At 71.0% G+C, this 21,931-nt stretch carries 26 protein-coding genes; 9 read left to right on the top strand and 17 right to left on the bottom strand.

All coding sequences use genetic code 11. The features are described from left to right. Positions 1-144: 144 nt before the first annotated feature. Positions 145-1,005 (top strand): hypothetical protein, encoded by an 861-nt coding sequence (locus ACZ607_RS20320; RefSeq protein ID WP_469736407.1) that lies wholly within the window; start codon positions 145-147, stop codon positions 1,003-1,005. 38 nt (positions 1,006-1,043) lie between these two features. Here ACZ607_RS20320 and ACZ607_RS20315 read toward each other — a convergent pair whose 3' ends face one another. The 3 genes from ACZ607_RS20315 to ACZ607_RS20305 form a co-directional block, all read right to left on the bottom strand. Next, a complete protein-coding gene (locus ACZ607_RS20315; RefSeq protein WP_469736637.1) occupies positions 1,044-1,586 on the bottom strand; it encodes an MOSC domain-containing protein in 543 nt (180 codons plus the stop codon). Then, complete coding sequence (locus tag ACZ607_RS20310) at positions 1,583-1,765, bottom strand: hypothetical protein (RefSeq protein ID WP_028442276.1); 183 nt, start codon at positions 1,763-1,765, stop codon at positions 1,583-1,585. The genes ACZ607_RS20315 and ACZ607_RS20310 overlap by 4 nt, the downstream gene beginning before the upstream one ends. Before the next feature lie 97 nt (positions 1,766-1,862). Beyond that, positions 1,863-2,921, bottom strand: coding sequence for a fatty acid desaturase family protein (locus ACZ607_RS20305; RefSeq protein ID WP_469736405.1), 1,059 nt, complete (start codon positions 2,919-2,921; stop codon positions 1,863-1,865). Between the two features lie 259 nt (positions 2,922-3,180). Here ACZ607_RS20305 and ACZ607_RS20300 point away from each other — a divergent pair, with 259 nt between their 5' ends. The 3 genes from ACZ607_RS20300 to ACZ607_RS20290 all read left to right on the top strand — a co-directional run bounded on the left by ACZ607_RS20300 (position 3,181) and on the right by ACZ607_RS20290 (position 8,034). Next, entirely contained in the window at positions 3,181-6,054 is a 2,874-nt protein-coding gene (locus ACZ607_RS20300) for a DEAD/DEAH box helicase (protein ID WP_469736404.1), read from the top strand. Continuing rightward, a complete protein-coding gene (locus ACZ607_RS20295) occupies positions 6,051-7,346 on the top strand; it encodes an SWIM zinc finger family protein (protein ID WP_469736402.1) in 1,296 nt (431 codons plus the stop codon). The genes ACZ607_RS20300 and ACZ607_RS20295 overlap by 4 nt, the downstream gene beginning before the upstream one ends. Before the next feature lie 106 nt (positions 7,347-7,452). Further along, entirely contained in the window at positions 7,453-8,034 is a 582-nt protein-coding gene (locus ACZ607_RS20290) for an N-acetylmuramoyl-L-alanine amidase (RefSeq protein WP_469736400.1), read from the top strand. Between the two features lie 52 nt (positions 8,035-8,086). On the opposite strand, the gene ACZ607_RS20285 is transcribed toward ACZ607_RS20290, so the two are convergent. The 14 genes from ACZ607_RS20285 to ACZ607_RS20220 form a co-directional block, all read right to left on the bottom strand. Further along, positions 8,087-9,889, bottom strand: a complete 1,803-nt coding sequence (locus ACZ607_RS20285) for a serine/threonine-protein kinase (protein ID WP_469736398.1) — start codon at positions 9,887-9,889, stop codon at positions 8,087-8,089. Between the two features lie 43 nt (positions 9,890-9,932). Beyond that, positions 9,933-11,606: an MFS transporter gene (locus tag ACZ607_RS20280; RefSeq protein ID WP_469736396.1), complete on the bottom strand. Its 1,674-nt coding sequence runs from the start codon at positions 11,604-11,606 to the stop codon at positions 9,933-9,935. A 183-nt stretch (positions 11,607-11,789) separates the two neighbouring features. Continuing rightward, positions 11,790-12,458 (bottom strand): lytic polysaccharide monooxygenase auxiliary activity family 9 protein, encoded by a 669-nt coding sequence (locus ACZ607_RS20275; protein WP_469736394.1) that lies wholly within the window; start codon positions 12,456-12,458, stop codon positions 11,790-11,792. Positions 12,459-12,569: 111 nt separating this feature from the next. Further along, positions 12,570-12,725 carry a DUF6131 family protein gene (locus tag ACZ607_RS20270; RefSeq protein WP_099177085.1) on the bottom strand — a complete coding sequence of 52 codons (156 nt, stop codon included), beginning with the start codon at positions 12,723-12,725 and terminating at the stop codon, positions 12,570-12,572. 119 nt (positions 12,726-12,844) lie between these two features. Next, positions 12,845-13,123 carry a gas vesicle protein K gene (locus tag ACZ607_RS20265; protein WP_469736392.1) on the bottom strand — a complete coding sequence of 93 codons (279 nt, stop codon included), beginning with the start codon at positions 13,121-13,123 and terminating at the stop codon, positions 12,845-12,847. Further along, positions 13,120-13,347, bottom strand: a complete 228-nt coding sequence (locus tag ACZ607_RS20260; RefSeq protein ID WP_469736390.1) for a gas vesicle protein — start codon at positions 13,345-13,347, stop codon at positions 13,120-13,122. Before ACZ607_RS20260 ends, ACZ607_RS20265 begins: the two co-directional genes overlap by 4 nt. 2 nt (positions 13,348-13,349) lie before the next feature. Next, entirely contained in the window at positions 13,350-14,168 is an 819-nt protein-coding gene (locus ACZ607_RS20255; protein WP_469736388.1) for a GvpL/GvpF family gas vesicle protein, read from the bottom strand. Between the two features lie 22 nt (positions 14,169-14,190). Further along, positions 14,191-14,523, bottom strand: a complete 333-nt coding sequence (locus tag ACZ607_RS20250; protein WP_469736386.1) for a gas vesicle protein — start codon at positions 14,521-14,523, stop codon at positions 14,191-14,193. Beyond that, the gene (locus tag ACZ607_RS20245) at positions 14,520-15,635 is read right to left on the bottom strand and encodes an SRPBCC family protein (protein ID WP_469736384.1); all 1,116 of its coding nucleotides are present in this window, start codon (positions 15,633-15,635) and stop codon (positions 14,520-14,522) included. The genes ACZ607_RS20250 and ACZ607_RS20245 overlap by 4 nt, the downstream gene beginning before the upstream one ends. A gap of 6 nt (positions 15,636-15,641) precedes the next feature. Further along, positions 15,642-16,475, bottom strand: coding sequence for a histone protein (locus ACZ607_RS20240; RefSeq protein WP_469736382.1), 834 nt, complete (start codon positions 16,473-16,475; stop codon positions 15,642-15,644). 7 nt (positions 16,476-16,482) lie between these two features. Next, a complete protein-coding gene (locus tag ACZ607_RS20235; RefSeq protein WP_469736380.1) occupies positions 16,483-16,737 on the bottom strand; it encodes a gas vesicle protein GvpG in 255 nt (84 codons plus the stop codon). A gap of 1 nt (position 16,738) precedes the next feature. After that, positions 16,739-17,488: a GvpL/GvpF family gas vesicle protein gene (locus tag ACZ607_RS20230; protein ID WP_469736378.1), complete on the bottom strand. Its 750-nt coding sequence runs from the start codon at positions 17,486-17,488 to the stop codon at positions 16,739-16,741. Positions 17,489-17,491: 3 nt separating this feature from the next. Beyond that, entirely contained in the window at positions 17,492-17,941 is a 450-nt protein-coding gene (locus tag ACZ607_RS20225) for a gas vesicle structural protein GvpA (RefSeq protein WP_469736376.1), read from the bottom strand. Between the two features lie 33 nt (positions 17,942-17,974). Further along, on the bottom strand, positions 17,975-18,319 hold the full coding sequence (locus tag ACZ607_RS20220; protein WP_469736374.1) for a gas vesicle protein GvpO: 345 nt from the start codon (positions 18,317-18,319) through the stop codon (positions 17,975-17,977). A gap of 125 nt (positions 18,320-18,444) precedes the next feature. On the opposite strand from ACZ607_RS20220, the gene ACZ607_RS20215 reads away from it, so the two are divergent. The 5 genes from ACZ607_RS20215 to ACZ607_RS20195 all read left to right on the top strand — a co-directional run bounded on the left by ACZ607_RS20215 (position 18,445) and on the right by ACZ607_RS20195 (position 21,925). Then, positions 18,445-18,888, top strand: a complete 444-nt coding sequence (locus ACZ607_RS20215; protein WP_469736372.1) for a hypothetical protein — start codon at positions 18,445-18,447, stop codon at positions 18,886-18,888. Positions 18,889-18,890: 2 nt separating this feature from the next. Continuing rightward, complete coding sequence (locus ACZ607_RS20210; protein WP_469736635.1) at positions 18,891-19,910, top strand: PHP domain-containing protein; 1,020 nt, start codon at positions 18,891-18,893, stop codon at positions 19,908-19,910. A 111-nt stretch (positions 19,911-20,021) separates the two neighbouring features. After that, the gene (locus tag ACZ607_RS20205) at positions 20,022-20,984 is read left to right on the top strand and encodes an iron-containing redox enzyme family protein (protein WP_469736370.1); all 963 of its coding nucleotides are present in this window, start codon (positions 20,022-20,024) and stop codon (positions 20,982-20,984) included. A gap of 46 nt (positions 20,985-21,030) precedes the next feature. After that, positions 21,031-21,714, top strand: coding sequence for a HemK2/MTQ2 family protein methyltransferase (locus ACZ607_RS20200; RefSeq protein WP_469736368.1), 684 nt, complete (start codon positions 21,031-21,033; stop codon positions 21,712-21,714). After that, positions 21,698-21,925: a CDGSH iron-sulfur domain-containing protein gene (locus ACZ607_RS20195; RefSeq protein WP_469736365.1), complete on the top strand. Its 228-nt coding sequence runs from the start codon at positions 21,698-21,700 to the stop codon at positions 21,923-21,925. Before ACZ607_RS20200 ends, ACZ607_RS20195 begins: the two co-directional genes overlap by 17 nt. Positions 21,926-21,931: the final 6 nt, after the last annotated feature.

Genomic DNA, 21,931 nt, shown 5'->3' with positions numbered 1-21,931 from the left:
CGAGTGGCTCTGTGGCGCGCCCCGGCGACCGGCGGCGGTCTCCGGGTAGGTGGTCGTTCTCGCTTGTCAGGGCCTCGACGACAGGGTTACCGAGTAGTTAAGGTGCGCCGACGGAACAAGCGACCAGGGATGAGGGTGGGTGCTGTGGCTGCGACGGACGACACGGTCGCCGACGACGACGCGCTGTTTGTACTGACCGCGGTGCTGCTGACCCCCGCGCAGTTCCCGAGCGTCCTGGGCGACGACTACGTGGCCGCGTGCGCCGCGCTCGGTCTGGAGCCGTACGCCGAGGGGTACGGCCTCGTGCTCGGCCAGGACAGCGACGGCGCGCGGTGGACGGTGGTCGTGGAGGACGTCTCGCTGGTGGCCGTCGCCATCGCCTCGTGGGACTGCGGGATGGAGTACGACCTCTCCCCCGACGACCGCTCGGTGGTCTGCGCGCTCCCGGGGTGGCCGCTCGCCCTCGCGGTCGCCGCGCCCGGCGTCCCCGAGCCGCACGACCCGGTGCCCGGCCCGGACGACGAGGGACAGGCGCCGCTGACACCGCCGGACACCGAGGTCTGGGGAGCGCCCCAGCGGCGCCTCGGGGCGGACGAGATCGCCCTGCAGTGGGCGGCCTGGCGCGATCAGATCGACGACGAGACCGCGTTCGGGCGGTCCGGGGAGCCCGGTACCGGCGGCGAGCCCCGGGCCGGGGCGGAGAAGGAGAGCGCGGCCGAGCCCGCCGGATCGGGGCAGCATCCCGGCGTACGCATGGCGCTCGAAGCGGCGCGGGCGTATGTCGGCTCGCCGCCGCCGCCCGGCCGGATCCGCTCGGCGTTCGCCCCCGGCGGGGCCCGTACCCTGCGGGTCGACGGGCCGGGCTGGTCCCTGGTGGCCAGGACCGACGACATCGCGTTCCTCCTGCTGGACGAGGAACCGGGCGAGATCATTCCGGTGGGCCGCGGCCCCGAGCTCCCGGGCCTGCTGAAGTCGCTCGACGAACTGGCCGTCCGGCCGTCCTGACCCGTGTGCGACATACGGGCCAGGACGGTCCGTGCGCCCTACACGCGCTCCAGCGGACGGTGCGGCTCCACGGGCAGCTCCACCTCGACCGCGTCGCCGGGCCGCACCACGCCGCCCGTGGTGACGACCCCCATGATCCCGGCCTTGCGGACGACGGTGCCGTCGTCCGCGCGGCCGACGACCTGTTTGAGCAGCCCGTCCTGGAAGTGGTCGATCTGCAGGCATGGGTTCCGCAGGCCCGTCACCTCGACGACGGCTTCGTCGCCGAGGTGGAGCAGCGTGCCCACGGGGAGGGCGAGGAGGTCGATCCCGCTGGTGGTGACGTTCTCCCCGAGGTCGCCCGGGCCGACCTCGAAACCCGCGTCCGCGAGCTCGGCGAAGAGCTCCTGGTGGATGAGGTGGACCTGCCGCAGGTTGGGCTGCGTCGGGTCCTGGGCGACCCTGGAGCGGTGTTTCACCGTGACACCGGCGTGGACGTCACCCTCCACGCCGAGTCCGGCAAGCAGCGTGACGCTCTCCCTGTTCGGCTTGGTGAAGGAGTACACGCCGTTGCTGCTCACCGCGGTGACCGAGCTGCTCAGCGCCCTATCTCCTTACGGCTGATCCTGCGGAGCCTGCGCCTCTGCGACGGGTCGAGCATCAGGTACCCCACCGTGGGTACGCCGATGAGCACCAGCAGCGACCACCAGAATCCGATGAACGGAATCAGGACGACTGCCGCGACTACTCCCCCGATGGCGATCTTTGCACCGTTCGACATGATCCATGCCTCCTCCGCGGCCGGAGCCGCTCCTGCTGGGACAACGCCTGTGCGCCCCCATCCGTTCCGGCTCGGGACGCACAAGCTCTGCGGCGGTCTACCTGAGCGGCTCGCCGACCTCGTGCATGTGCTCCAGCGCCTGCCGGTAGGACTCGATGATTCCCGTCTCCGCGTACGGCATCCCGATCGATGCGCAGTGCGCCTTCACCAGCGGCTGCGCCAGCCGCAGGTGGGGGCGAGGCATGCTCGGGAAGAGGTGGTGCTCGATCTGGTAGTTGAGGCCGCCGAGGAACCAGTCGGTGAGGGCGGCGCCCCGCACGTTGCGCGAGGTGAGGACCTGGCGCTGCAGATGGCCCCAGCGGTCGCCGTCGGGGTCGGGCATCTCCATGCCCTTGTGGTTCGGTGCGAAGGCCATGCCCAGGTGGAGGCCGAACAGCGCGTGGTGCACGAGGGCGAACACGAGGGCCTTGCCCGGGGACATGACGCTCAGCAGCAGCGTGGCGTACAGCGCGAGGTGGCCGGCCAGCAGAAGACCCGACAGCGCCCGTTCACGGGCGGGCTGCCGTCGAAGGAACTGGAAGCCGTAGATCTTGAGCGCGATGCCTTCGAGGAGCAGCATCGGGAAGAAGAGCCGCGCCTGGTTGCGGGTGAGCCAGCGGGCGAAGCCCTCGCGCTGGGCGGCCTGTTTCTGGGTCCACACCAGGGCGCCCACCCCGACGTCGGGGTCCTTGTCCACGTGGTTCGGGTTGGCGTGGTGGCGTACGTGCTTGTCGTTCCACCAGGCCTCGTTCATGCCGAGGAGCAGATTGGCGTGGACGAGGCCGATGACACGGCCCGTCCTGCGGTCGCCGGATATCTGGGCGTGCCCCGCGTCGTGCCCGAAGAAGGCCGTACGTGTCCACAGGACGGCCAGCGGCAGGGCGAGGAAGAGGTTCCACCAGGTGTCACCGAGGACCGCCATGCCGGTGATCACGGCTCCGAGTGCGATGAGGTTGGCGGCGATGCCCGCCGCGTACCAGCCGGTGCGCCGTTCCAGGAGCCCCTGCCCCTTGACGGTCTTCAGGAGCGGCGCGAAATCGCTTCCGGGGAGCGGCGCGACGGCCGGCCCCTCCGATCCGTCGCGGGGGTGTTGCGCAACGGTGGCTGCTGGGGGCATGACGTCTCCGGTTTCTGGGCATCTGCGCTGACCTCGTCAAACGTACGGAGAGCGGGCCTGCGCCAGCCATGGCGCCATCACCCCGGACGTGCGGGGGCAATCCCCCGTGTGCGGTGGTGGTGCGGGCTGTACCTCGGGCTGCGGAAGACAGAAATGAGTGAGGTGGATCACTGGGCGTTTCCCCCGGAACGGGCCGTGGGTGGAGTACCCTCGGCGAACCCCGGGCTCACTAGTCAAATTTGAGGAATTCGACATCGCTGTGCACAGACTCCCTGCGGCAACACTCGACGAGATCTCCGAACTGTCCCGCTGCTCCGCGGTCTTCCTCCCCGCGGACCCGGCCCGTACCGGCCTGATCGCCTTCTGGAACGCGGACGGTAGCACCCCTCCTGGTGATCGAGGGAGTGCGGAGGAGCTGACGATCGTCGGGAGCGACGTCCGCCCTTACGTGGTCCCGGCGTTGATGGTGCCGGTGCGGGAGGCGCTGCCGGTCCTGACACGGGCGCGGGCGTACGCTCACGCTTCTCCCTCCGCGGCCTTCTGGGGTGCCGCCGGGGTTCTCGCGCTCCAACTCGTCGCCCGCGGACTGCTGCTGCCCGGACTGAGCGCCACGGACCACGACGCCTGGCGGGCCGGGCCGCTGACCGCGGAGGATCTCGAACGGGTCCGGGTGCTGGCCGCTTCCATGCCGCCGGAGGCCCATGCCGTGCCCCTCGACGTGGCGGCCGACCCCGTGATGCTGGCCGAGCCGGAGTCGCTGCTGCGGTCCTTCCTCGACGCGGTGGTGGACGGAATGCCCCGCACACCGGCGGCCGAAGGCGTCACGGGCACACCGGCGTTCGCGGCCCCGGGCCCGCGACGCCTGCCGGGGCTGCGGTCCTGGGCGGCCGATGTGGCGGCCGGTCACGACGCGGGCGTACGGCTCTCCCTGCGTGTCGAGGTCTCGGGGCTCGGTGACGCGGACGGCGAGGGGGACTCGGACCGCCCGCCCTCGTTCCGCGCGGTCCTGCAGATCCACAGTGTCCAGGACCCCGCTCTCGTCGCCGACGCGGCGGACGTGTGGGCCGACCGCTCCCCCGCCGCGTCGCTGTTCGGCCCGCGCGCCCGCATGGACGCCCTGCTCGCCCTGCGGCGCGCCGCCCGGGCCTGGCCTCCGCTCACGCCCCTGCTGTCGGCGGCGGTCCCGGACGCGGTCGAGCCGGCCGACGAGGAGATCGCGGAACTGCTGGGCCCCGCGGCCAGGGCGCTCGCGGCGACGGGTGTCCAGGTGCACTGGCCCAGAGGCCTGACGGGGAAGCTCACCGCGCGGGCGGTGATCGGCCCGCAGGACGACGGCGCCGGGGCGGCCGCGCGCACCGGAGCGGACACGCCGTCGTTCCTGTCGGCCGACGCGCTGCTGGCGTTCGACTGGCGTTTCGCGCTGGGCGGCACGACCCTGAGCCGCGCGGAGCTCGACCGGCTCGCGGAAGCGGGCAGACCCCTGGTCAGGCTGCGCGACCAGTGGGTGCTCGTCGACCCCGAGGACGTCCGCCGGGCCCGGAGGTCCCAGGACCACAAGGTCACCCCGATCGACGCGCTGGGCGCCGTGCTGACCGGGACCGCGGACGTCGACGGGCACCGCGTGGAGGTGGCGGCGACCGGCTGGCTGGAGCAACTGCGGGAGAGGATCGCCGACCCGGAGTCGGAGGGCCGCCGCACGGTCGGGCAGCCGGCCGCGCTCGAAGCGAGTCTGCGCGACTACCAGCTGCGCGGCCTGAACTGGCTGCACACCATGACCTCGCTCGGCCTCGGCTGCTGCCTCGCCGACGACATGGGACTGGGCAAGACGATCACACTGATCGCGCTGCATCTGCACCGCCAGGGCGTCGAGTCCGCCGCGGGGCCGACACTCGTGGTGTGCCCCACCTCCCTGATGGGCAACTGGCAGCGGGAGATCGAGAAGTTCGCACCGGGCACACCGGTACGCCGCTTCCACGGCGCGTCGCGTTCTCTGGAGGGCGTGTCGGACGGCGAGTTCGTCCTCACCACCTTCGGCACCATGCGTCTCGACGCGGCCCGGCTGGCGCAGGTGTCGTGGGGCATGGTCGTCGCCGACGAGGCACAGCACGTCAAGAACCCGCACTCGGCGACCGCCAGACAGTTGCGCACCATCGGTGGGCGGGCCCGCGTCGCCCTCACCGGCACCCCGGTGGAGAACAACCTCTCCGAGCTGTGGGCCATCCTCGACTGGACGACACCCGGTCTCCTGGGGCGGCTCGGTACGTTCCGCACCCGCTATGCGAGCGCGGTGGAGGGGGGCAACGACCCGGCCGCGGCGGAGAGGCTCGCCGCGCTGGTCCGCCCGTTCCTCCTCCGGCGCCGCAAGTCCGACCCCGGCATCGCCCCGGAGCTCCCGCCGAAGACGGAGACCGACCGCGCCGTCTCGCTCACGGCGGAACAGGCCGGTCTGTACGAGGCAGTGGTGCGCGAGACACTCGACGAGATCTCCGGCGCGGACGGCTTCGCACGGCGCGGCCTGGTCATGAAGCTGCTGACGTCGCTCAAGCAGATCTGCAACCACCCCGCGCAGTACCTCAAGGAGGAACAGCCCCGGATCGTGGACCGGTCGGGGAAGGTGGAGCTGCTGGACGAACTGCTGGACACGATCCTCGCCGAAGGGGCGAGCGTCCTGGTGTTCACGCAGTACGTGCAGATGGCCCGGCTCCTGGAGCGGCATCTGGCGGCCCGCGGGGTCCCCACGCAGTTCCTGCACGGCGGCACGCCGGTCGCCGGGCGGGAGGAGATGGTGAACCGTTTCCAGGCGGGCGAGGCCCCGGTGTTCCTGCTGTCGCTCAAGGCCGCAGGTACGGGGCTCAATCTCACCCGGGCCGGTCATGTCGTGCACTTCGACCGCTGGTGGAATCCGGCCGTGGAGGCGCAGGCGACCGACCGTGCGTACCGGATCGGGCAGACCCAGCCGGTGCAGGTGCACCGGCTGATCGCCGAGGGCACCGTCGAGGACCGGATCGCCGCCATGCTGGCCCGGAAGCAGGGGCTCGCGGACGCGGTCCTCGGCAGCGGAGAGGGCGCGCTGTCGGAACTGAGCGATGCGGAACTGGCCGAACTGGTCGAACTGCGAGGGGGCGCACGATGAGGAACAAGGGTGAGGGTCCGGAGCGCACGTTCGCCGCGCTACCGCCCGCGCACGGTCGCGGATTCGCCTCCTCCTGGTGGGGGCTGGCCTGGTTGAAGGCCCTGGAGGACACCGCACTCGACGGCCAGCAGCTCAAGAAGGGCCGGAAGCTGGCCCGGGAGGGCGGGGTCGGAGCGGTGTCCGTCAGGCCCGGCCGGCTCACCGCGGTCGTCCAGGACCGTGACTCGACGGCGTACCGCAGTGATGTGCTGCTCCAGGAGCTGACGGACGAGGAATGGGACCGCTTCCTGGACATGGCGTCCGAACGGTCCGGGCACATCGCCGCCCTGCTGGACCGCGAGATGCCTCCGCACCTGGTGGAGGACGCGGCCGCGGCGGGCCTCCATCTGCTTCCGGGGATCGGTGATCTGGAGCCGGAGTGCAGCTGCGAGGCCTGGGACCACTGTCCGCACTCGGGCGCCCTCTGCTACCAGGTGGCGCGGCTCCTCGACCAGGACCCCTTCGTGCTGCTGCTGTTGCGGGGACGCGAGGAACGCCGGCTGCTCGACGAGCTGCAGGTGCGCAGCGCCGCCCGGGCGGGGCGCCGGGCGGATGACGAGGCGTCGGCGGAGGACACCGTCGCGGGCCCGGCGTCGCGCGGTGTGCGGGCCGACGAGGCGTACGCGGCGCGGGACATCCTGCCGCCACTGCCCCCTCCCCCGGCCCTGCCGCCGGAGCCGGGCCTGCCGCCGTCGCTGGACACGGAGACGGATCCGGCCGACGGTGTCGATCCTGCGGCACTGGAGTTCCTGGCCGCGGACAGCGCCGTACGGGCGTTCGCGATGCTGGCGGAGGCACTCGCGGCGGGCCACGGACAGCAGCCCCCGGCAGCGGTGCTGACGCGGGGACAGGACGCCGTGCGGATGGCGGCCGACGGCCGGCCCGACAGCCGTCTCGCTGCACGCCTCGGTGCGGCGGCCGGCCTCGGTCCCACCGCTCTCGACATCGCGGTGCGGGCCTGGCGGTACGGCGGGGCGGCGGCACTGACGGTGTACGACGAGGAGTGGCTGCCAGGACCGGAGGACCTCGCCCGTGCGCGGGCGCAGCTCGCCTCGGCGTGGGAGGAGGGCGAGGGCCCGCGGCTCCGCGCCACGGACAACCGCTGGACCGTGGTGGGTTCGGACGCACAGCTGCGGTACGGGCCCGACGGGCGCTGGTGGCCGTACGCCAAGGAGCGGGGCCGGTGGGTCCCCGCCGGGCCCGCGGAGGACGATCCGGCGGCCGCTCTGGCCGGGGCTCTGCCCGTCTCCTGAGGACGACGGCCCGACGGTGTACGGGCGGCGCCCGGCGTGGAACCGTAGGGTGGGGCGGCGCGTGTTGTGCCGTGAACCGGACGACGTCCTACGCACAGGAGTGCTGATGCAGCGCAGACGGATCCTTCAGGGCGCCGCGGTCACGGCCGCCGCGGCGCTCCTTCCGGCCTCGGCCCGCGCGGTGGCCTCGCCGACGGCGGACACGGACTACCCGGACGCACAGTGGTATCCGGCGTCCGCGTCCAACTACACCGCTTCGAACCGGCCTTCCGAGTATCCGGTGGACCGTGTCGTCATCCACGTCGCCCAGCAGACGTTCACCGAGACGATCGGCATCTTCCAGAACCCGGCCAAGAAGGTGTCCGCCCATTACGTGGTGCGGTCGGGGGACGGGTTGGTGGCGCAGTGCGTGCGGGAGCGCAACGTCGGCTGGCACGCGGGGAACTGGGACTACAACACGCGCAGCATCGGCATCGAGCACGAGGGCTGGGTCGATCAGCCGTCGTACTTCACCCACGCGATGTACGAGCGGTCCGCGCGGCTCACGGCGGACATCTGCGACCGCTACGGCCTGACCAAGGACCGCGCGCACATCATCGGCCACCACGAGGTGCCGGGCAGCGACCACACCGACCCCGGGGTCAACTGGGACTGGGTCCGCTACATCCGTCTCGTCAACCTGGTCTGACCTCCGGGCGGGCGGCGGGGGCCCACCGCCCGCCGGGGGTCACGGCGGTGCGTCAGACCCCCGCGTTGCGCCAGACCGTGAGGTCCAGACTCATGTACTTGCTCGGGGAGTCCTCGCTCGAGAAGCCCTGCACCGTCACCAGACCGATGTGGCCGGTGCCCGTGAAGACGCAGACCTGGCGGCCCTTGGACAGCTTCTCGGTGGCGATGTTCTCGGTGAACCTCGTGTCCGCGCGGCAGGTTTCGAGCGAACCCCGCTGGGACGGGTCGAGCAGCACCAGCTTTCCGTCGGTGGCCTCCGCGTCGAGGTATCCGCCCGTGTCGTAGGAGAGTTCGTATCCCTCGTCCTCGCCCTCCTGGGGCCTTACGTCCTCGTCGGCGAGGGTGAGGTGGTAGCCGGCGGTGAGGTTGATGCCGTTGTACTCGGCGGGCTCGGGATCGGCGTTCTCCTGCGTCTCCCCGTCCGACGTGTCGGCCGGCTTCGCGTCGGGTTCCGGGGCCTCGCTCGTCCCCTTCTCCTGTCCGCCCTGGGGCGAACTCCCGCTCTCCGTCCGCTTCCCGTCGTCCTTGTTCAGCAGGTACACGGTGCCGCCGCCGGCGACTCCGAAGACCAGCGCGGCCGCGAGCGCGATGAACAGTCCGCGCTTGCCCGCGCCCTTCCGGGACGCGGGGCCCTGGTTCATGGGGGCGGGCCCGGGGTGCCCGGGGTAGGGCTGTGCGTACGTGGGCGCGTAGGCCTGGCCCGGAGCACCGGCCGGCTGCGTGGGGTGGTGCGGCTGCTGGGGCCGGTAGGCCTGTGGCGGCCCGAATCCCGGGGGCGGGGTCGCCGGTGCCTGGGCGGCCGGCGCGGGGGACGACGGCGCGGTGGGCGCGTACACGGCGCCCGGTGCGGTGGGGGCCGAGGCCGGAGGTGGCGGGGTCTGGACGGGAGCGGGTGCGGCCGTTCGTACGGTGATGTCGGCGGCCACCGGCGCCGGAAGCCAGTCCTCGGGGCGGCGCAGGACCGTCTCCGCGTTCGCGGTCCGGCACAGCTCGATGACCTCGGCGATCGACGGCCTTCCGGCGGGGTCCTTCGTGAGGCAGCGGGTGACCAGTTCCCTCAGCCGCGCCGGGACGCCGCTGAGGTCCGGCTCCTCGTGGACGATCCGGTAGAGCACGCCGTGCGAGGTGCCCTCGCCGAAGGCGGGGTTCCCGGTGGCGGCGTACGCGGCGACCTGTCCGAGGGCGAAGATGTCGGTGGCCGGGGTCACCTTGCGTCCGGCGGCCTGTTCGGGCGCCATGAACGAGGGGGTGCCGATGGTGACGCCGCTGCCGGTGAGTGAGGTCGCGTCGGCCGCGTAGGCGATGCCGAAGTCGATGACCCTGGGGCCGTCGGCGGCGAGCAGCACGTTGGAGGGCTTCAGGTCGCGGTGGACGATGCCCGCGCCGTGGATGACGTGGAGCGCCTCCGCCATGCCGGCGATCAGCAGGAGCACCGCCTGTACGGGCAGCGCTCCGTGCGCCGCGACGGCGTCGGCGAGCGAGGGCCCCGGCACGTAGGCGGTGGCCAGCCAGGGCTGCGCGCCCTTCGTGTCGGCGTCGATCACGGGCGCGGTGAACAGGCCCTGCACCCGCTGCGCGGACTGCGCTTCCTGGGCGAAGCGACGCCGGAACTCCGCGTCCTCACCGAATTCGGGGCGGATCACCTTGATCGCCACGGGCCGCCCGCCGGGCGTGTACGACAGATAGACCTTGCCCATCCCGCCCGCGCCCAGCTTGGCCGCGATCCGGTACCCGGCGATCGTGGCCGGGTCGTCCCCCGCCAGTGGCTGGAAGATCTGGGCGCCGTTGCTCCGGCCCTGCTGCTGACCACTCATCTACTTGTATCTCCCCCGAAGAGCACTGATGGCGAACGGCACCCTATCCAAGTGGAGGGGAACCTTCGCCTCCGCCTCGTTCCCGACGTGAGGCCCCGGTGTCGCGCACGTCCTCCGCGCGCCCCTTCTCCGCGCCTTCTCCGCCGTCCTCCGAGGCGTCCTGGTCGTCCACCGGCGGAGCCATGGGCACTCCGCCGCGCAGTCGTTCCAGGTCGGAGGCGCGGACCTGGATGACCAACAGCGCGATCAGCGCGGCGATGCAGGCGACGGAGGCGGCGGCGATGAACGCGCTCGACACACCGGAGGCGAGCACCTGGTCGCCCCAGGGTGAGGGGAGCTCACCCGTTCTGCGGAACTGCAGTTGCTGGGCGGGGGTCGCCTCGGACAGGAAGCGGGGAATCTGGTCCGTCGCCTCGTTGCGGCTGGCCGTACCGAACACCGTGACCAGGATGGACAGACCGAGCGAACCGCCGACCTGCTGAGTGGCGTTGAGGACGCCGGATGCGGCTCCGGCCTCTCTCGGCGCCACCCCCGAGACCGCCATCAGCGTCAGCGAGACGAACTGCATGCCCATGCCGAAGCCGAAGACCAGGATGGGCCCGAGGATGCTGCCCAGGTACGTGCTGTGGGCATCGGTCCGGGTGAGCCAGGCGAGCCCCGCCGCCGCCAGGATCGCACCGGTCACCATGAAGGGCTTGGGCCCCCACCTGGGCAGCAGCCGCGAGGCGAGCCCCGCGCTGATCGCGATGATGGCGCTCACCGGCAGGAACGCGAGGCCGGCGCGCAGGGGGCTGAAGTCGAGGATGTTCTGCACGAACAGGGTCAGGAAGAAGAACATGCCGAACATCGCCGCGGCCAGGCACAGCATCATCCCGTAGGCGCCGGCACGGTTGCGGTCGCGGAACATGCGCAGCGGCGTGATGGGCTGCCTGGACCGGCGTTCGACGGTCAGGAAGACGAAGAGGAACACCACGGCGCCACCGAAGGACGCGAGCGTCAGCCGGTCCGTCCAGCCGTCCTCGGAGGCCCGGATGAAGCCGTAGACGAGCAGCACCATGCCCAGGGTGGACGTGAGGGCGCCGAGGAGGTCGAAGTGGCCGGGGTGGCGCTCGGACTCCTTGATGTGGCGGGGTGTCGCGAGGGCGATCAGCAGGCCGATGGGGATGTTGACGAAGAGCACCCACCGCCAGTCGAGCCACTCCACGAGCAGGCCGCCGGCGAGCAGACCGATCGCGCTCCCGCCCGCCGACACCGCGGCGAACACCCCGAACGCCCGGTTGCGCTCCGGGCCTTCGTGGAACGTCGTGGTGATGAGGGAGAGGGCGGTCGGTGAGGCGATCGCACCGCCGACCCCTTGCAGGGCGCGCGCTGCGAGCAGTTGCCAGGATTCCTGGGAGAGGCCGCCGAGCAGGGAGGCCACCACGAAGAGCAGTACGCCGAAGATGAAGACTCTGCGGCGTCCGAGGATGTCGCCCAGCCGACCGCCCAGCAGAAGCAGTCCGCCGAACGTCAGCGTGTAGGCGTTGATCACCCACGACAGGCTCTCGGTCGAGAACCCGAGGGACCGCTGGATGTGCGGAAGGGCGATGTTGACGATGGTGACGTCGAGAACCACCATCAGCTGGCACGAGGCGATGACGAGCAGGGCTATTCCATTGCCGTGGCCCCGCTCCGGGGATGCGGCAATCGGCGCAGACTTCGCTCGAGATCCGGTCATAGCGTGAGGTGCCGTACGAGTCAGCGGTGAACAGAAACGTTCACTCATCGACGTTAGGACGGACCCGACCCGACCGCCAATCGATCACATGACCGACGCACGCACGCCTGGACGCACGGTCGTTCGACGGCCCCGCCGGACATGAGCGGCCGGCGGGGCCAGGGGACGGAGCGGGGCGCGGGATCAGGTGAAGTTCACGTCGCTGCAGAGGAAGTACGTCTGGTCCATGTGCGACGCCTGCCAGATCGTGTAGACGACATGACGGCCGCTGAGTCCGGAGGTGCTCACCGGGATCTCGTAGTTCTGGCTGGGACCGTAGCTGCCCGTCTCGGCGACCAGCTGAAGGTCACCCCAGGTCAGCGCCTGCGTGGCGGGGTCGAAGCCCTGCCGGGTGACGTACACCTGGAAGTAGTCGGCACCGTGGCTGGCCTGGTCGTAGAGCTTCACGGTGAAGTCGTCGGTGATGTCCGTGGTCTTCCACGCACCGACGGTGTCGAGGGAGTTGTACCGTCCGCTCTCCGTCCGGCCGCCGCTGCACAGCTGGCCGTCGGGTACGGCGGCCGGGAAGTTGCCCCCGGACCCGTTGCGGTACAGGCCGTTCCAGTTCCACATGGCGTTCGGGTCGGCCTGCCACGCCTGCCAGCACATGGGGTCTTCCTGCGCCATGGCCGGGTTCTGGAAGTCATCGCCCCAGCGCAGCCAGCAGCCGTAGTTGCGGGAGGCGGGATCGACGACGGAGCCGTGGGCGCTCGCGGTGCCCGTCCAGGGGAGGAGACAGAGGACGGCGGCGACGAACACGCCGCACAGGCGCAGCGCCCAGCCGCCTAAATTGACGCGATCATGACAGATCATGGTGCGATCTCCATTCCGAGGGGAGGTGGGGGGATCCACCGGCGTGGGAGCGCTCCCGCGCCACTTGGGCTTTGCCCCGCCACTTCCACCTCAAACATGCCCGACGCGACATCACCAGTAATGCCGACGACCTCCGACCGCGTGCCCCACGGCCCCCAGGATCCAGAGGGCGAGCCCGATCACGAGCAGGATGATCCCGATGGTCCACAGGACACCGACGCCCGTCACCAGGCCGAGAATCAGAAGGATGGCTCCAATGATGATCATGGCTGCCTCCGGTCACCGCACCCCGTACGACGTACGGGGATATATGTGAGGATATGCCCGCACGGGCCTCCGTGCCCAGCGTGCTCATTCGCTTCTGGGAACGGCCGGATTCGCCGGCCTCAATCGCGGGGCAGCAGAGTTCCCAGCGGTCCGAGGTCCAGGTTCAGGTCCTCGGGCCGCACCCCGTGCTGCTCGCAGAGCTCGGCCATCCGCTGGTCGAGCATCATGAGCGTGGTGCCGATCTCGTCCACCTGGCCGTCGGTGAGGTCCCCCTGGTCGATACGGCGAATGGCCTGCCGCTCCATCAGCTGTCGCAGGAGCTCCACCACGGTGAGCACGAGGGCGACGAGATCCCGCCCCAGCTGGTCCTGGTCGATATCGAGTCGTGAGCCGGTCACAGCGGGCCTCCGTCCGCCCAGGGAGCCGGAATCCGCTCGTTGACGGACGACAGCAGGGCGTGGAGCGACACCCGGACGAGCGGAACGTCCGCGATCGCGATGACCAGGTCACCGCTGACCACCACACCCGTCGCCAGAAGGCGGTCCAGCAGATCGACGAGCGGAACCCCGATGGGCCCGCTCAGGGGCTCGGGCTCGTCCCAGGGCACCACCTCGCGCTCCATCGCTACACCTCACCGACGAAGGAGTAGGGCACCCAGGGCCCGGAGACGTCGATCCGGGCACCGGTGGTCTCCCGCAGGGCCCGGGCGAGGGCCTGGAGCTCCGCTCCGCGGCGCTCAGGCACCAGGTAGGTCGCGTTGAGCACCTGGGTGTGCCCCTTGTCCACGAGCTCGGGGGCGTGCAGCCGCAGCCTGCGCCCCGCGGCGGACAGGGCCCCGAACGCGGTCTCCACCGTCCCGGCCAGCCGGAGGGCGTCCTCATGCCGCCGCTCGCGCCTCGCCTGCACGCCCCGCTTCCGCTCCAGATAGGCGAGACCGGCTCCCGGGGCAGGACGGGAGCGGGCGGCCGGCGCCTCCGCACGGAGCGGAGAGGCGACCGGGTCGGACGCCGGGAGGTCGGCCATGTAGACCTTCACCCCCCATTCCGAGTGACCTGCGGTGCGCTTCAGGGCGGAACGGAAGCGCTCGGTCTCGTCGAGGAGGGCCTGACGGGCCCGCTCCTCTCCGTGATAGAGCGTGGCGAGCGGCAGCGGGACGGTGGGGCACGACGCGGCGGCTGCCGACACCACGTCGTGGTGGGCGCGTGCGTACCGTTCCAGCTCGCCCCGGTCCGCCATGCGGTCCTGCCAGACCTCGTCCGTGAAATCGGCCGCTCGGACGGTCTGCACGATCGCCGTCAGCGCGCCGAACCGCAGTCGGCTCAGCGGTTCGCCCGCCGCGACGCCCGGCAGGCCCGCGAAGGCGGCCGGATCCGGTGCGTCGCACACGGCGAATACGTAGAGGGCGCTGTCGTCCGTCGCCCGTCCGGGTCCCCGCTCCGTCATCTGGTACGACTCTCCCTGCTCATCAGTGGTCCGACGTCTCGTCCGTCTTCGACTCGAGCGCCTCGAGACGCTCGCGCAGTTCACGGTTCTCGTCCTGGAGGGAGTTGCGGGCCGCGCGCGAACTCAGCGCCGGATCCGTCTCCCACCAGTCGATCCCGGCCTTCTTCGCGGTATCGACGGATGCCACGAACAGGCGAAGCCGGATGGTGAGCAGCTCGATGTCGAGGAGGTCGATCTTGATGTCACCCGCGATGACGATGCCCTTGTCGAGGACTCGTTCGAGGATGTCCGCGAGGTTGCTGTTCGGCGGCCCCGGGATGGGGTACGCCTCCCGTCCGAGGTCGAGATCCGTCACCTGGACGACCTCCGTCCGCGACTCCTCCTCGGCGCGGGCTCCTCGTCCTCCTCGTCCTCGTCCTCCTCTTCGGGCTCCTCGTCTTCCTCTTCGTCCTCGTACTCGTCCTCGGGCTCGTCTTCGTCTTCGTCTTCGTACGCGTCCTCAGGCTCTTCTTCGTCCTCGTACGCGTCCTCGGGCTCTTCCTCGTCGTCCTCCTCTTCGTCCTCGCCCTCCTCCGGCTCTTCCTCGTCCTCGTACTCGTCCTCTTCGGAGTCCTCGGGCTCCTCGTTCTCGGCTTCCTCCTTCTCCATGGCCTCCTCGTGCGACACGACGACTTCGCCTTCGCGAATTTCTCCGCGCCAGCCCTCGGGTTCGTCGTCGGTGAGCGTGACGAACTTCTGGAAGAGTTTGAAGTCGAGTCGCATACGACGGCCCTGCACGCGCCACAGGTTGCCCGTCTTCTCGAAGAAGCCGGAGGGGTAGTACTCCACCACCAGCACGATCCGGGTGAGACTCGGCGCCAGTTCGTGGAAGCTGACACATCCACGGGTCGAGCCCTTGGCCCCTTCGGAGGTCCAGACGATCCGGTCGTCAGGCACCTGCTCCTGGACCGTGGCCTTGAATCCGCGTGAGGAGGGGCCGATCTTGACCTTCCAGTCGCTCGACATCTCCTCACTCATCGAGACGCTCTGCACGCCCTTCGTGAAGCCGCTGAACTCGTCGTACCGCGTCCAGTGGTCGTAGGCGGTGCGGAGAGGGACCCCTACGTCGAGGACCTCGATGATGTTCATGGACTTACCGCCGCCGGGCTTGCCCTTGCCCTTGCCGCCGCCACCACCCCCGAAGGTGTCCTTGGCCTTGTCCACGACTTTGTCCTTGACGTCGCCGGCCTTCTCCGAGACGAAGGCCTTCACCGGAGATTCGCCCTGCATCACACGAGAAGCGATCGAGGGCAGCGAGCCGCCGTTCTCCGCCACATCGGTGAGTTTCCCCGTGAGGCCGGTCAGCTTGTCGCCCGCTTTCTGCGCGAGCTTCTCCGTCTGCGCGCCGAGAAAGTTCGTGAACTCCCCGCGGAGACGGTCGAGACCGGACTCGTCCGCCTCGGGTTCTTCCCTGTCCGTCCTGGCCATGGCTGTCTACCTCCGCCGTTCGCCGCGCTGGGACGCGGTTCGCTTCGATGACGTGGTCTTCTTCGCCGAAGTGGTCTTCCGGGCCGACGACTTCTTGGCCGAGGCAGACTTCTTGGCCGGCGCCTTCTTCGCGGCGGACTTCTTCGCCGCGGACTTCTTCGCCGGTGCCGACTTCTTGGCAGGCGCCGCTTTCTTCTTGGCGGGCGCGGACTTCTTCGCGGCGCTCTTCTTGGCCGGGGCGGCCTTCTTGGCAGGGGTCTTCTTCGCCGCGGCCTTCTTAGGAGGCGTCTTCCCGGCGGCGGACTTCTTCGCGGCGGGCTGCTTCCTGGCCGCCGACTTTCCGCCGGCCCCGCGAGCGTCCTTCCGCGGCTGCTCCGGCTCCGCCTCTTCCTCGTCGTCCTCTTCGTCCTCTTCTTCGTCCTCGTACTCGTCCTCGGGTTCCTCTTCTTCCTCGTCCTCGTACTCGGGCTCGTCGTCGTACTCGTCCTCGTACTCCTCCTCGCCCTCGTCCTCGTCCTCCTCGTCGGGCTGCCCCAGCCGCGCCGTCCGGTCGCTCAGTGCGTCGGCCAGCGAGTTCATGCGCCGGTCCGCCGCCGCCGTCAGCGCCTTGCGGCCGGATTCGAGGACCTCGCCCCTCAGCTGCTCCTGGAGTTCGGCGAACTGCGGCACCTCGCCCAGCCGGCGCATCCCTTCGGCGGCCAGCTGGCGTGGTTCCAGGCCGAAGCGCCTGCCCGCCAGATAGGTGGCGACGGAGAGTGCCAGACGGCCCTTCTTCGTACGACCCAGTACGTATCCGCCCACGACAGCTGCTGCGAGCGTCACCTTCGTCTGATCTTCCATGAGTGAGTCACCTTCGATGGTTCGGCGCGGGGTGGGCCCGGCCGGCGTACAGCCGGTCGAGCAGCTCCGCCTCTTCCCGTTCGAACTCCTCCAGGCCGACGTTGCCGTCCTCCAGCTCCTGGTTCAGCGCGGCGAGTTGTGCCCGGATCACGCCGGGGTCGTGCAGCTCGCGGTCGGCGGCGTCGTTCACCTTCTCCGCCACCCAGATCACGCCGCGGACCGGCGCGAGGGGCAGCAGGAGCAGGCCGGTGAGCAGTCCCATGTCAGACCCTCGCGGCCGTCGGCCGCAGGCCGCTGGAGGAGACGAAGCTGTAGCAGGGCAGTGGTCCCGCGACGCGGATCTCCGCGCGGTCGCGCTGCGCGTCGGCGAACCGCCGCACCGTCTCCCTGAAGGCGTCGCTCTCGTCCCGGTCGACCAGGAACGACACGTTGAACGCGCATCCATGGACCTCCGGGCCCGGGACAACCGCACGGGCCAGGGGCGTGAGCCGTTGGAGCAGCTTGTTCCCCGCCTCGGCCGCCCTGCGGGACAGAGCGGTGGCCACGGCCTCACCCAGCCGCACGTTCGCTTCGTACCCGGGCCGCCGTCGGACCTCGTCACGCAGACGCCGTACGTTCTTCTCCTCCGCGACGACGGCGGCGAGCGAGTCCTGGGCGGGCAGCGCCTTCACATTGAGCTCCACGCCCCGGCCGAGGTGGCGGAGGGTGGCGAGGTGCTCGGCCTCCGACCCGGCCAGCTGGGCGGTGACCGATGCCTCGTCCGGCGCGACCACGCCGAACCTCATGGGCAGCACCGGTCCGCTGTCCGAAAGGCGCAGCAGCACGTCCTGATGCGCCATCAGGTCGCGTCGGCGGGCCCGTAGCTGTGGTGGTGCCTCGCTCACGACGGCGGTGACACGCCCGTCGCCGGCGAGTCGCAGCTCGGCCGGGGGGCTGCCCACGCCGGCCGCGCCCGGCGGGAGCGCCTCTCCCGCCGGGATGATCGCGTACACGTACACACCGCTGTCGGTCACGGCTCAGGCCTCCGCACGTCGGCGTCGGCTCGCCCCGTCACGCGCGGGCGCACGGCGCTTCTTCGGCCGCTCCTTCTGGTCGTCGTCGTCCCCGTCGCCGGCGCCCACGGCGTTGCGGACGGTGTCACCGACGGACTCGGCGGCCCTGCGGACCTTGCGCTTGCCGACGGACTTGGCGACGCCTCCGCCGAGCAGCTCGGGGACGGTGGTGCTGCCCGAGTCGCGTTCCAGGTCGAGTCGGTTGCACGCCTCGGCGAAGCGCAGGTAGGTGTCCACACTCGCCACGACGATGCGCGCGTCTATCTTGAGGATCTCGATGCCGACCAGTGAGACCCGGATGAACACGTCGATGACCATGCCGCGGTCGAGGATGAGTTCCAGGACGTCGTAGAGCGTGCCCGCCCTGGGCGCGCAGGGGACGACTTCGTCGGCGTACATGGTCGGGGTGGTCATGGGGGTGTCCTTCCGGGTGAGGGGCGAGACGGGTCATTGGTCGGCGGAGCCACGCCGGTAGCGGCGGACCCTGCTGTACTCCACGAGTTCGCCCCGCTCGTCGATCTGCACCTCGTAGGAGGCGAGCAGACTCGTGGTGTCCGGGATGCGGGGCACTTCGAGTACGTCGACGACGACACGCCATCCGTCGTCGTTCCGCCGCACGGCCGAGACCCCCTCGGCGGGATGACAGATCAGTCGTTCCAGGCTCTCGCTGGCGGCACGGGCGGCGTGCTCGGGGCCGCGGCGGGACGAGGCGCGTGGGGCGGCCGTCCTGGTCCCCGTTCCGGCCGACGTTTTCGTTGTGTGCCCGGAACGGGCTCGACGATTCTCTGCCATGGGATCCAGTCTGATCAGGATCGGTTCCGGCGCACCTCGACGACGGTCCGGCGGCCGGCGGGGGCACTCACCCTTTCGCCGGTCCGGCGGGACGCGGCACCCGGGAGGCGTGCACAGTCGTAGACATGAGCGAGAGCCGCGGCCCCGCCGGGCCCGATGAGGAGCACGTACGGCCATCCGGGGTGGACGACACGACGGTCGAGGCGCTCGGAGCGCTGGCGGAGGCGTTGGAGGGGGTGGAGCGTGCGCGGGGGCAGCTCTACGGATTCCATCAGCTCATGGGCGGTGCGGACCTGACGCTGGACCGGGCGGTCGAACTGCTCCGGATGGGTGGCCACACGGCGCAGGCCGATCTGGTGGAGCGGGAGATCCTGGGCCGGAACGTGATCCCGGGCTGCTGGACCTTCCAGATCGTCGAGGCGTACGACGACACGTACTACCGGCCCTTCGTCGCGGTCGAGGAGCGGGTGCGCCAGGAGCTTGTGGGAGGGCGGCGGCATCTGTACGAGGCGGAGATGAAGGAAGCCCGCCGTACGCACGGGCACCCCCAGCACACGGCGCGGCCGTGACCGTGGATCCGGGGGACGCGCTGCGGCGGATCGCGTTCCTCCTGGAGCGGTCCCAGGCCGCGACGTACCGGGTGAAGGCCTTCCGTACGGCGGCGGAGGCGGTCGGTTCCATGGGCGGGGAGGAGGTCGCCCAGCGGGTGGCGCACGGTTCGCTGGAGACGGTACGCGGCATCGGGCCGAAGACGGCCAAGGTGATCCGTGAGGCGGTCGAGGGGTCGACGCCCGCGTACCTCCAGGCACTTGAGGAGGAGGCGTCGGGGCCGTTGGCGTCGGGCGGTGAAGCCCTCCTCGCGGCGCTGCGGGGTGACTGCCACATGCACTCGGACTGGTCCGACGGGGGCAGTCCGATCGCGGAGATGGGCAGGGCGGCGGCCGGGCTGGGGCATGAGTGGGCGGTGCTCACGGACCACTCCCCCAGGCTGACCGTGGCCAACGGCCTCTCGACCGAGCGCCTTCTCGAACAACTGTCCGTGGTGGCGGAGCTCAACGAGCGGTGGGCGCCCTTCCGTCTGCTCACCGGAATCGAGTGCGACATCCTGGACGACGGTTCGCTCGACCAGGACCCCGACGTGCTGGAACGGCTCGACGTGGTGGTCGTCTCGGTCCACTCGAAGCTGCGCATGGACGCGGCGGCTATGACCGAGCGGATGCTCGCGGCCGTACGCAATCCGCACGCGGACATCCTCGGGCACTGCACGGGGCGGCTCCTCGGCGGGAAGAAGCGGCCCGAGTCGCGGTTCGACGCGGAGCAAGTCTTCGCAGCGTGCGCCGAGGCCGGCACGGCGGTGGAGATCAACTGCCGCCCGGAGCGGCTCGATCCCCCGCGTGAGCTGCTGCGGAAGGCGGTCGCCTCCGGTGCTCTCCTCTCGATCGACACCGACGCGCATGCGCCGGGGCAGCTTGACTGGCAGCCGTACGGGTGCGCGCGGGCGGAGGAGTGCGGAGTGCCCGTGGAGCGTGTCGTGACCACCTGGCCCGTGGAGCGGCTCCTGGACTGGGCGGGGGAGAAATCCCGCCGATAGCGGCCGGGGCCCGGGTGCGGCGGCGTGGACAGGCTGGTTGCGGCCGTTCGGCGTAGAGTCGATCACGGTTGTCCATGTGACTCCGGGGCATGCCGGGGCAGGAGGAAAGCCATGTCACCTCACCACACGGGCCCTTCCCTTCCGCGGGCACGCGGGAACCTGTCCGCAGGTGTGATCGGCTATCTGCGGGACGAGGGCGCTCTGCCCGATCCGGAGGCCGCCGGAGTCGCCGATCCCTTCGGCGACGACCTTCAGCTCGCCCTGTACGTCTGCTACGAGCTGCACTACCGCGGATTCGGCGGCGTACGCCCCGAGCTGGAGTGGGACCCGCCCCTGCTCGCGGTCCGCGCCGCGATGGAGGACCGTTTCCTGACGGCGCTGCGGCACGACGCCCCGGTGGGATCGAGCCTTGACGAGGTGCTGGACGGTCTGCTCGTGGAACCGGTCCGGGGTACCGGCGTCTCGTGGTTCCTCCAGGACCGGGGCGAGCTGCGCCACCTGCGCGCGTACGCGGCACAGCGGTCGCTGTACCACCTCAAGGAGGCCGACCCGCACGCCTGGGTGCTGCCGCGTCTCAGCGGCCGGGCGAAGGCGGGCATGGCGGCGATCGAGTACGACGAGTTCGGCGCCGGGCGCGCGGACCGTGTCCACGCCCAGCTGTTCGCCGACCTCATGACCGATCTGGGTCTCGATACCGCGTACGGCCGCTATCTGGACGAGGGCTGCGCGCCCATGCTGGCCCTGGTGAACCTGATGTCGCTGTTCGGCCTGCACCGTCGGCTGCGCGGTGCGCTGGTGGGCCACTTCGCCGCGGTCGAGATCACCTCCTCCCCGGCGTCGCGGCGCCTCGCCGACGCCATGAAGCGCGCCGGCGCGGGTCCGGCGGCGGAGTTCTTCTACACCGAGCACGTCGAGGCGGACGCGGTGCACGAGCAGGTGGTCCGCCGCGACGTGATCGGCGGGCTGCTCGCGGACGAACCGGGTCTGGCGGCCGACATCGCGTTCGGCATCACCGCCACCTCGTTCGTCGAGGACCGGCTCGGAGACCGGCTGCTCAGGGACTGGCAGGTCTGAAGTCCCCTGACCCGTACCGCCGGCGACGCACCGATTGGAGTCGCAGATGTCCGCAGATGTGGCCGAGGGCACCCCTGTCGCCCGTGTGATGACCCTTCCCGGGGTGTACGCGCCCCAGCACGACACCCGCCTGCTCATGGCGGCCCTGAACCGCGAGGAGATCGGCCCGGGCACCGAGGTCCTGGACATCGGAACGGGCAGCGGCGCGCTCGCCCTGCACGCGGCGCGGCTGGGGGCGCGGGTGACCGCTGTGGACGTCGCGCGGCGGGCCGTGGCGACCGCCCGTCTGAACGCGCTGCTGCACCGTCGCCGTATCACCGTACGGCGCAGTGATCTTCTCGCGGCGCTGCCCGGCCGCTCCTACGACCTGGTGATCTGCAACCCGCCCTATGTGCCCTCGCCGCTCGGGCGGCTCCCCGGGCACGGGGCGGCGCGGGCCTGGGAGGCGGGGCGCGACGGCCGGGCGATCCTCGACCGGGTCTGCGGGACCGCCCCGGCCGCTCTCCGTCCCGGAGGGCGTCTCCTGCTCGTCCACTCGGGCCTGTGCGACAGCGATGTGACCCTGCGGCGCCTCTCGGACGCCGGGCTCGAGGCGCATGTCAGTGACCGGGCCCTCGTGCCGCTGGGGCCGGTGCTGCGCTCCAGACTGCGGTGGCTCCGGGAGACGGGGCTGGTCGACGGCGGGCCGACGGCGGAGGAACTGGTGGTCATCCGTGCCGAACACGCCTGAGCGCCCGTGCCGGATCACCCTCGGCGACGAGGGGCCGCTCCTGGTGGAGGGGCCGGTGGAAGTCACCTGTGCCGACGGCAGCGTCGCGGTCTCCGACCGGTTCGTCGTGGCCCTCTGCATGTGCCGGCGCAGCCGGATGTATCCGTGGTGCGACACCAGCCACCGGCGCCGTACGCGGCCGGGCGAGCGGTCCCGCCGGCCGGCGGACTGAGCTCCC

It is taken from the genome of Streptomyces sp. NPDC104381, from assembly GCF_055583745.1.
This window is presented reverse-complemented; position numbering and strand designations above follow the sequence as displayed.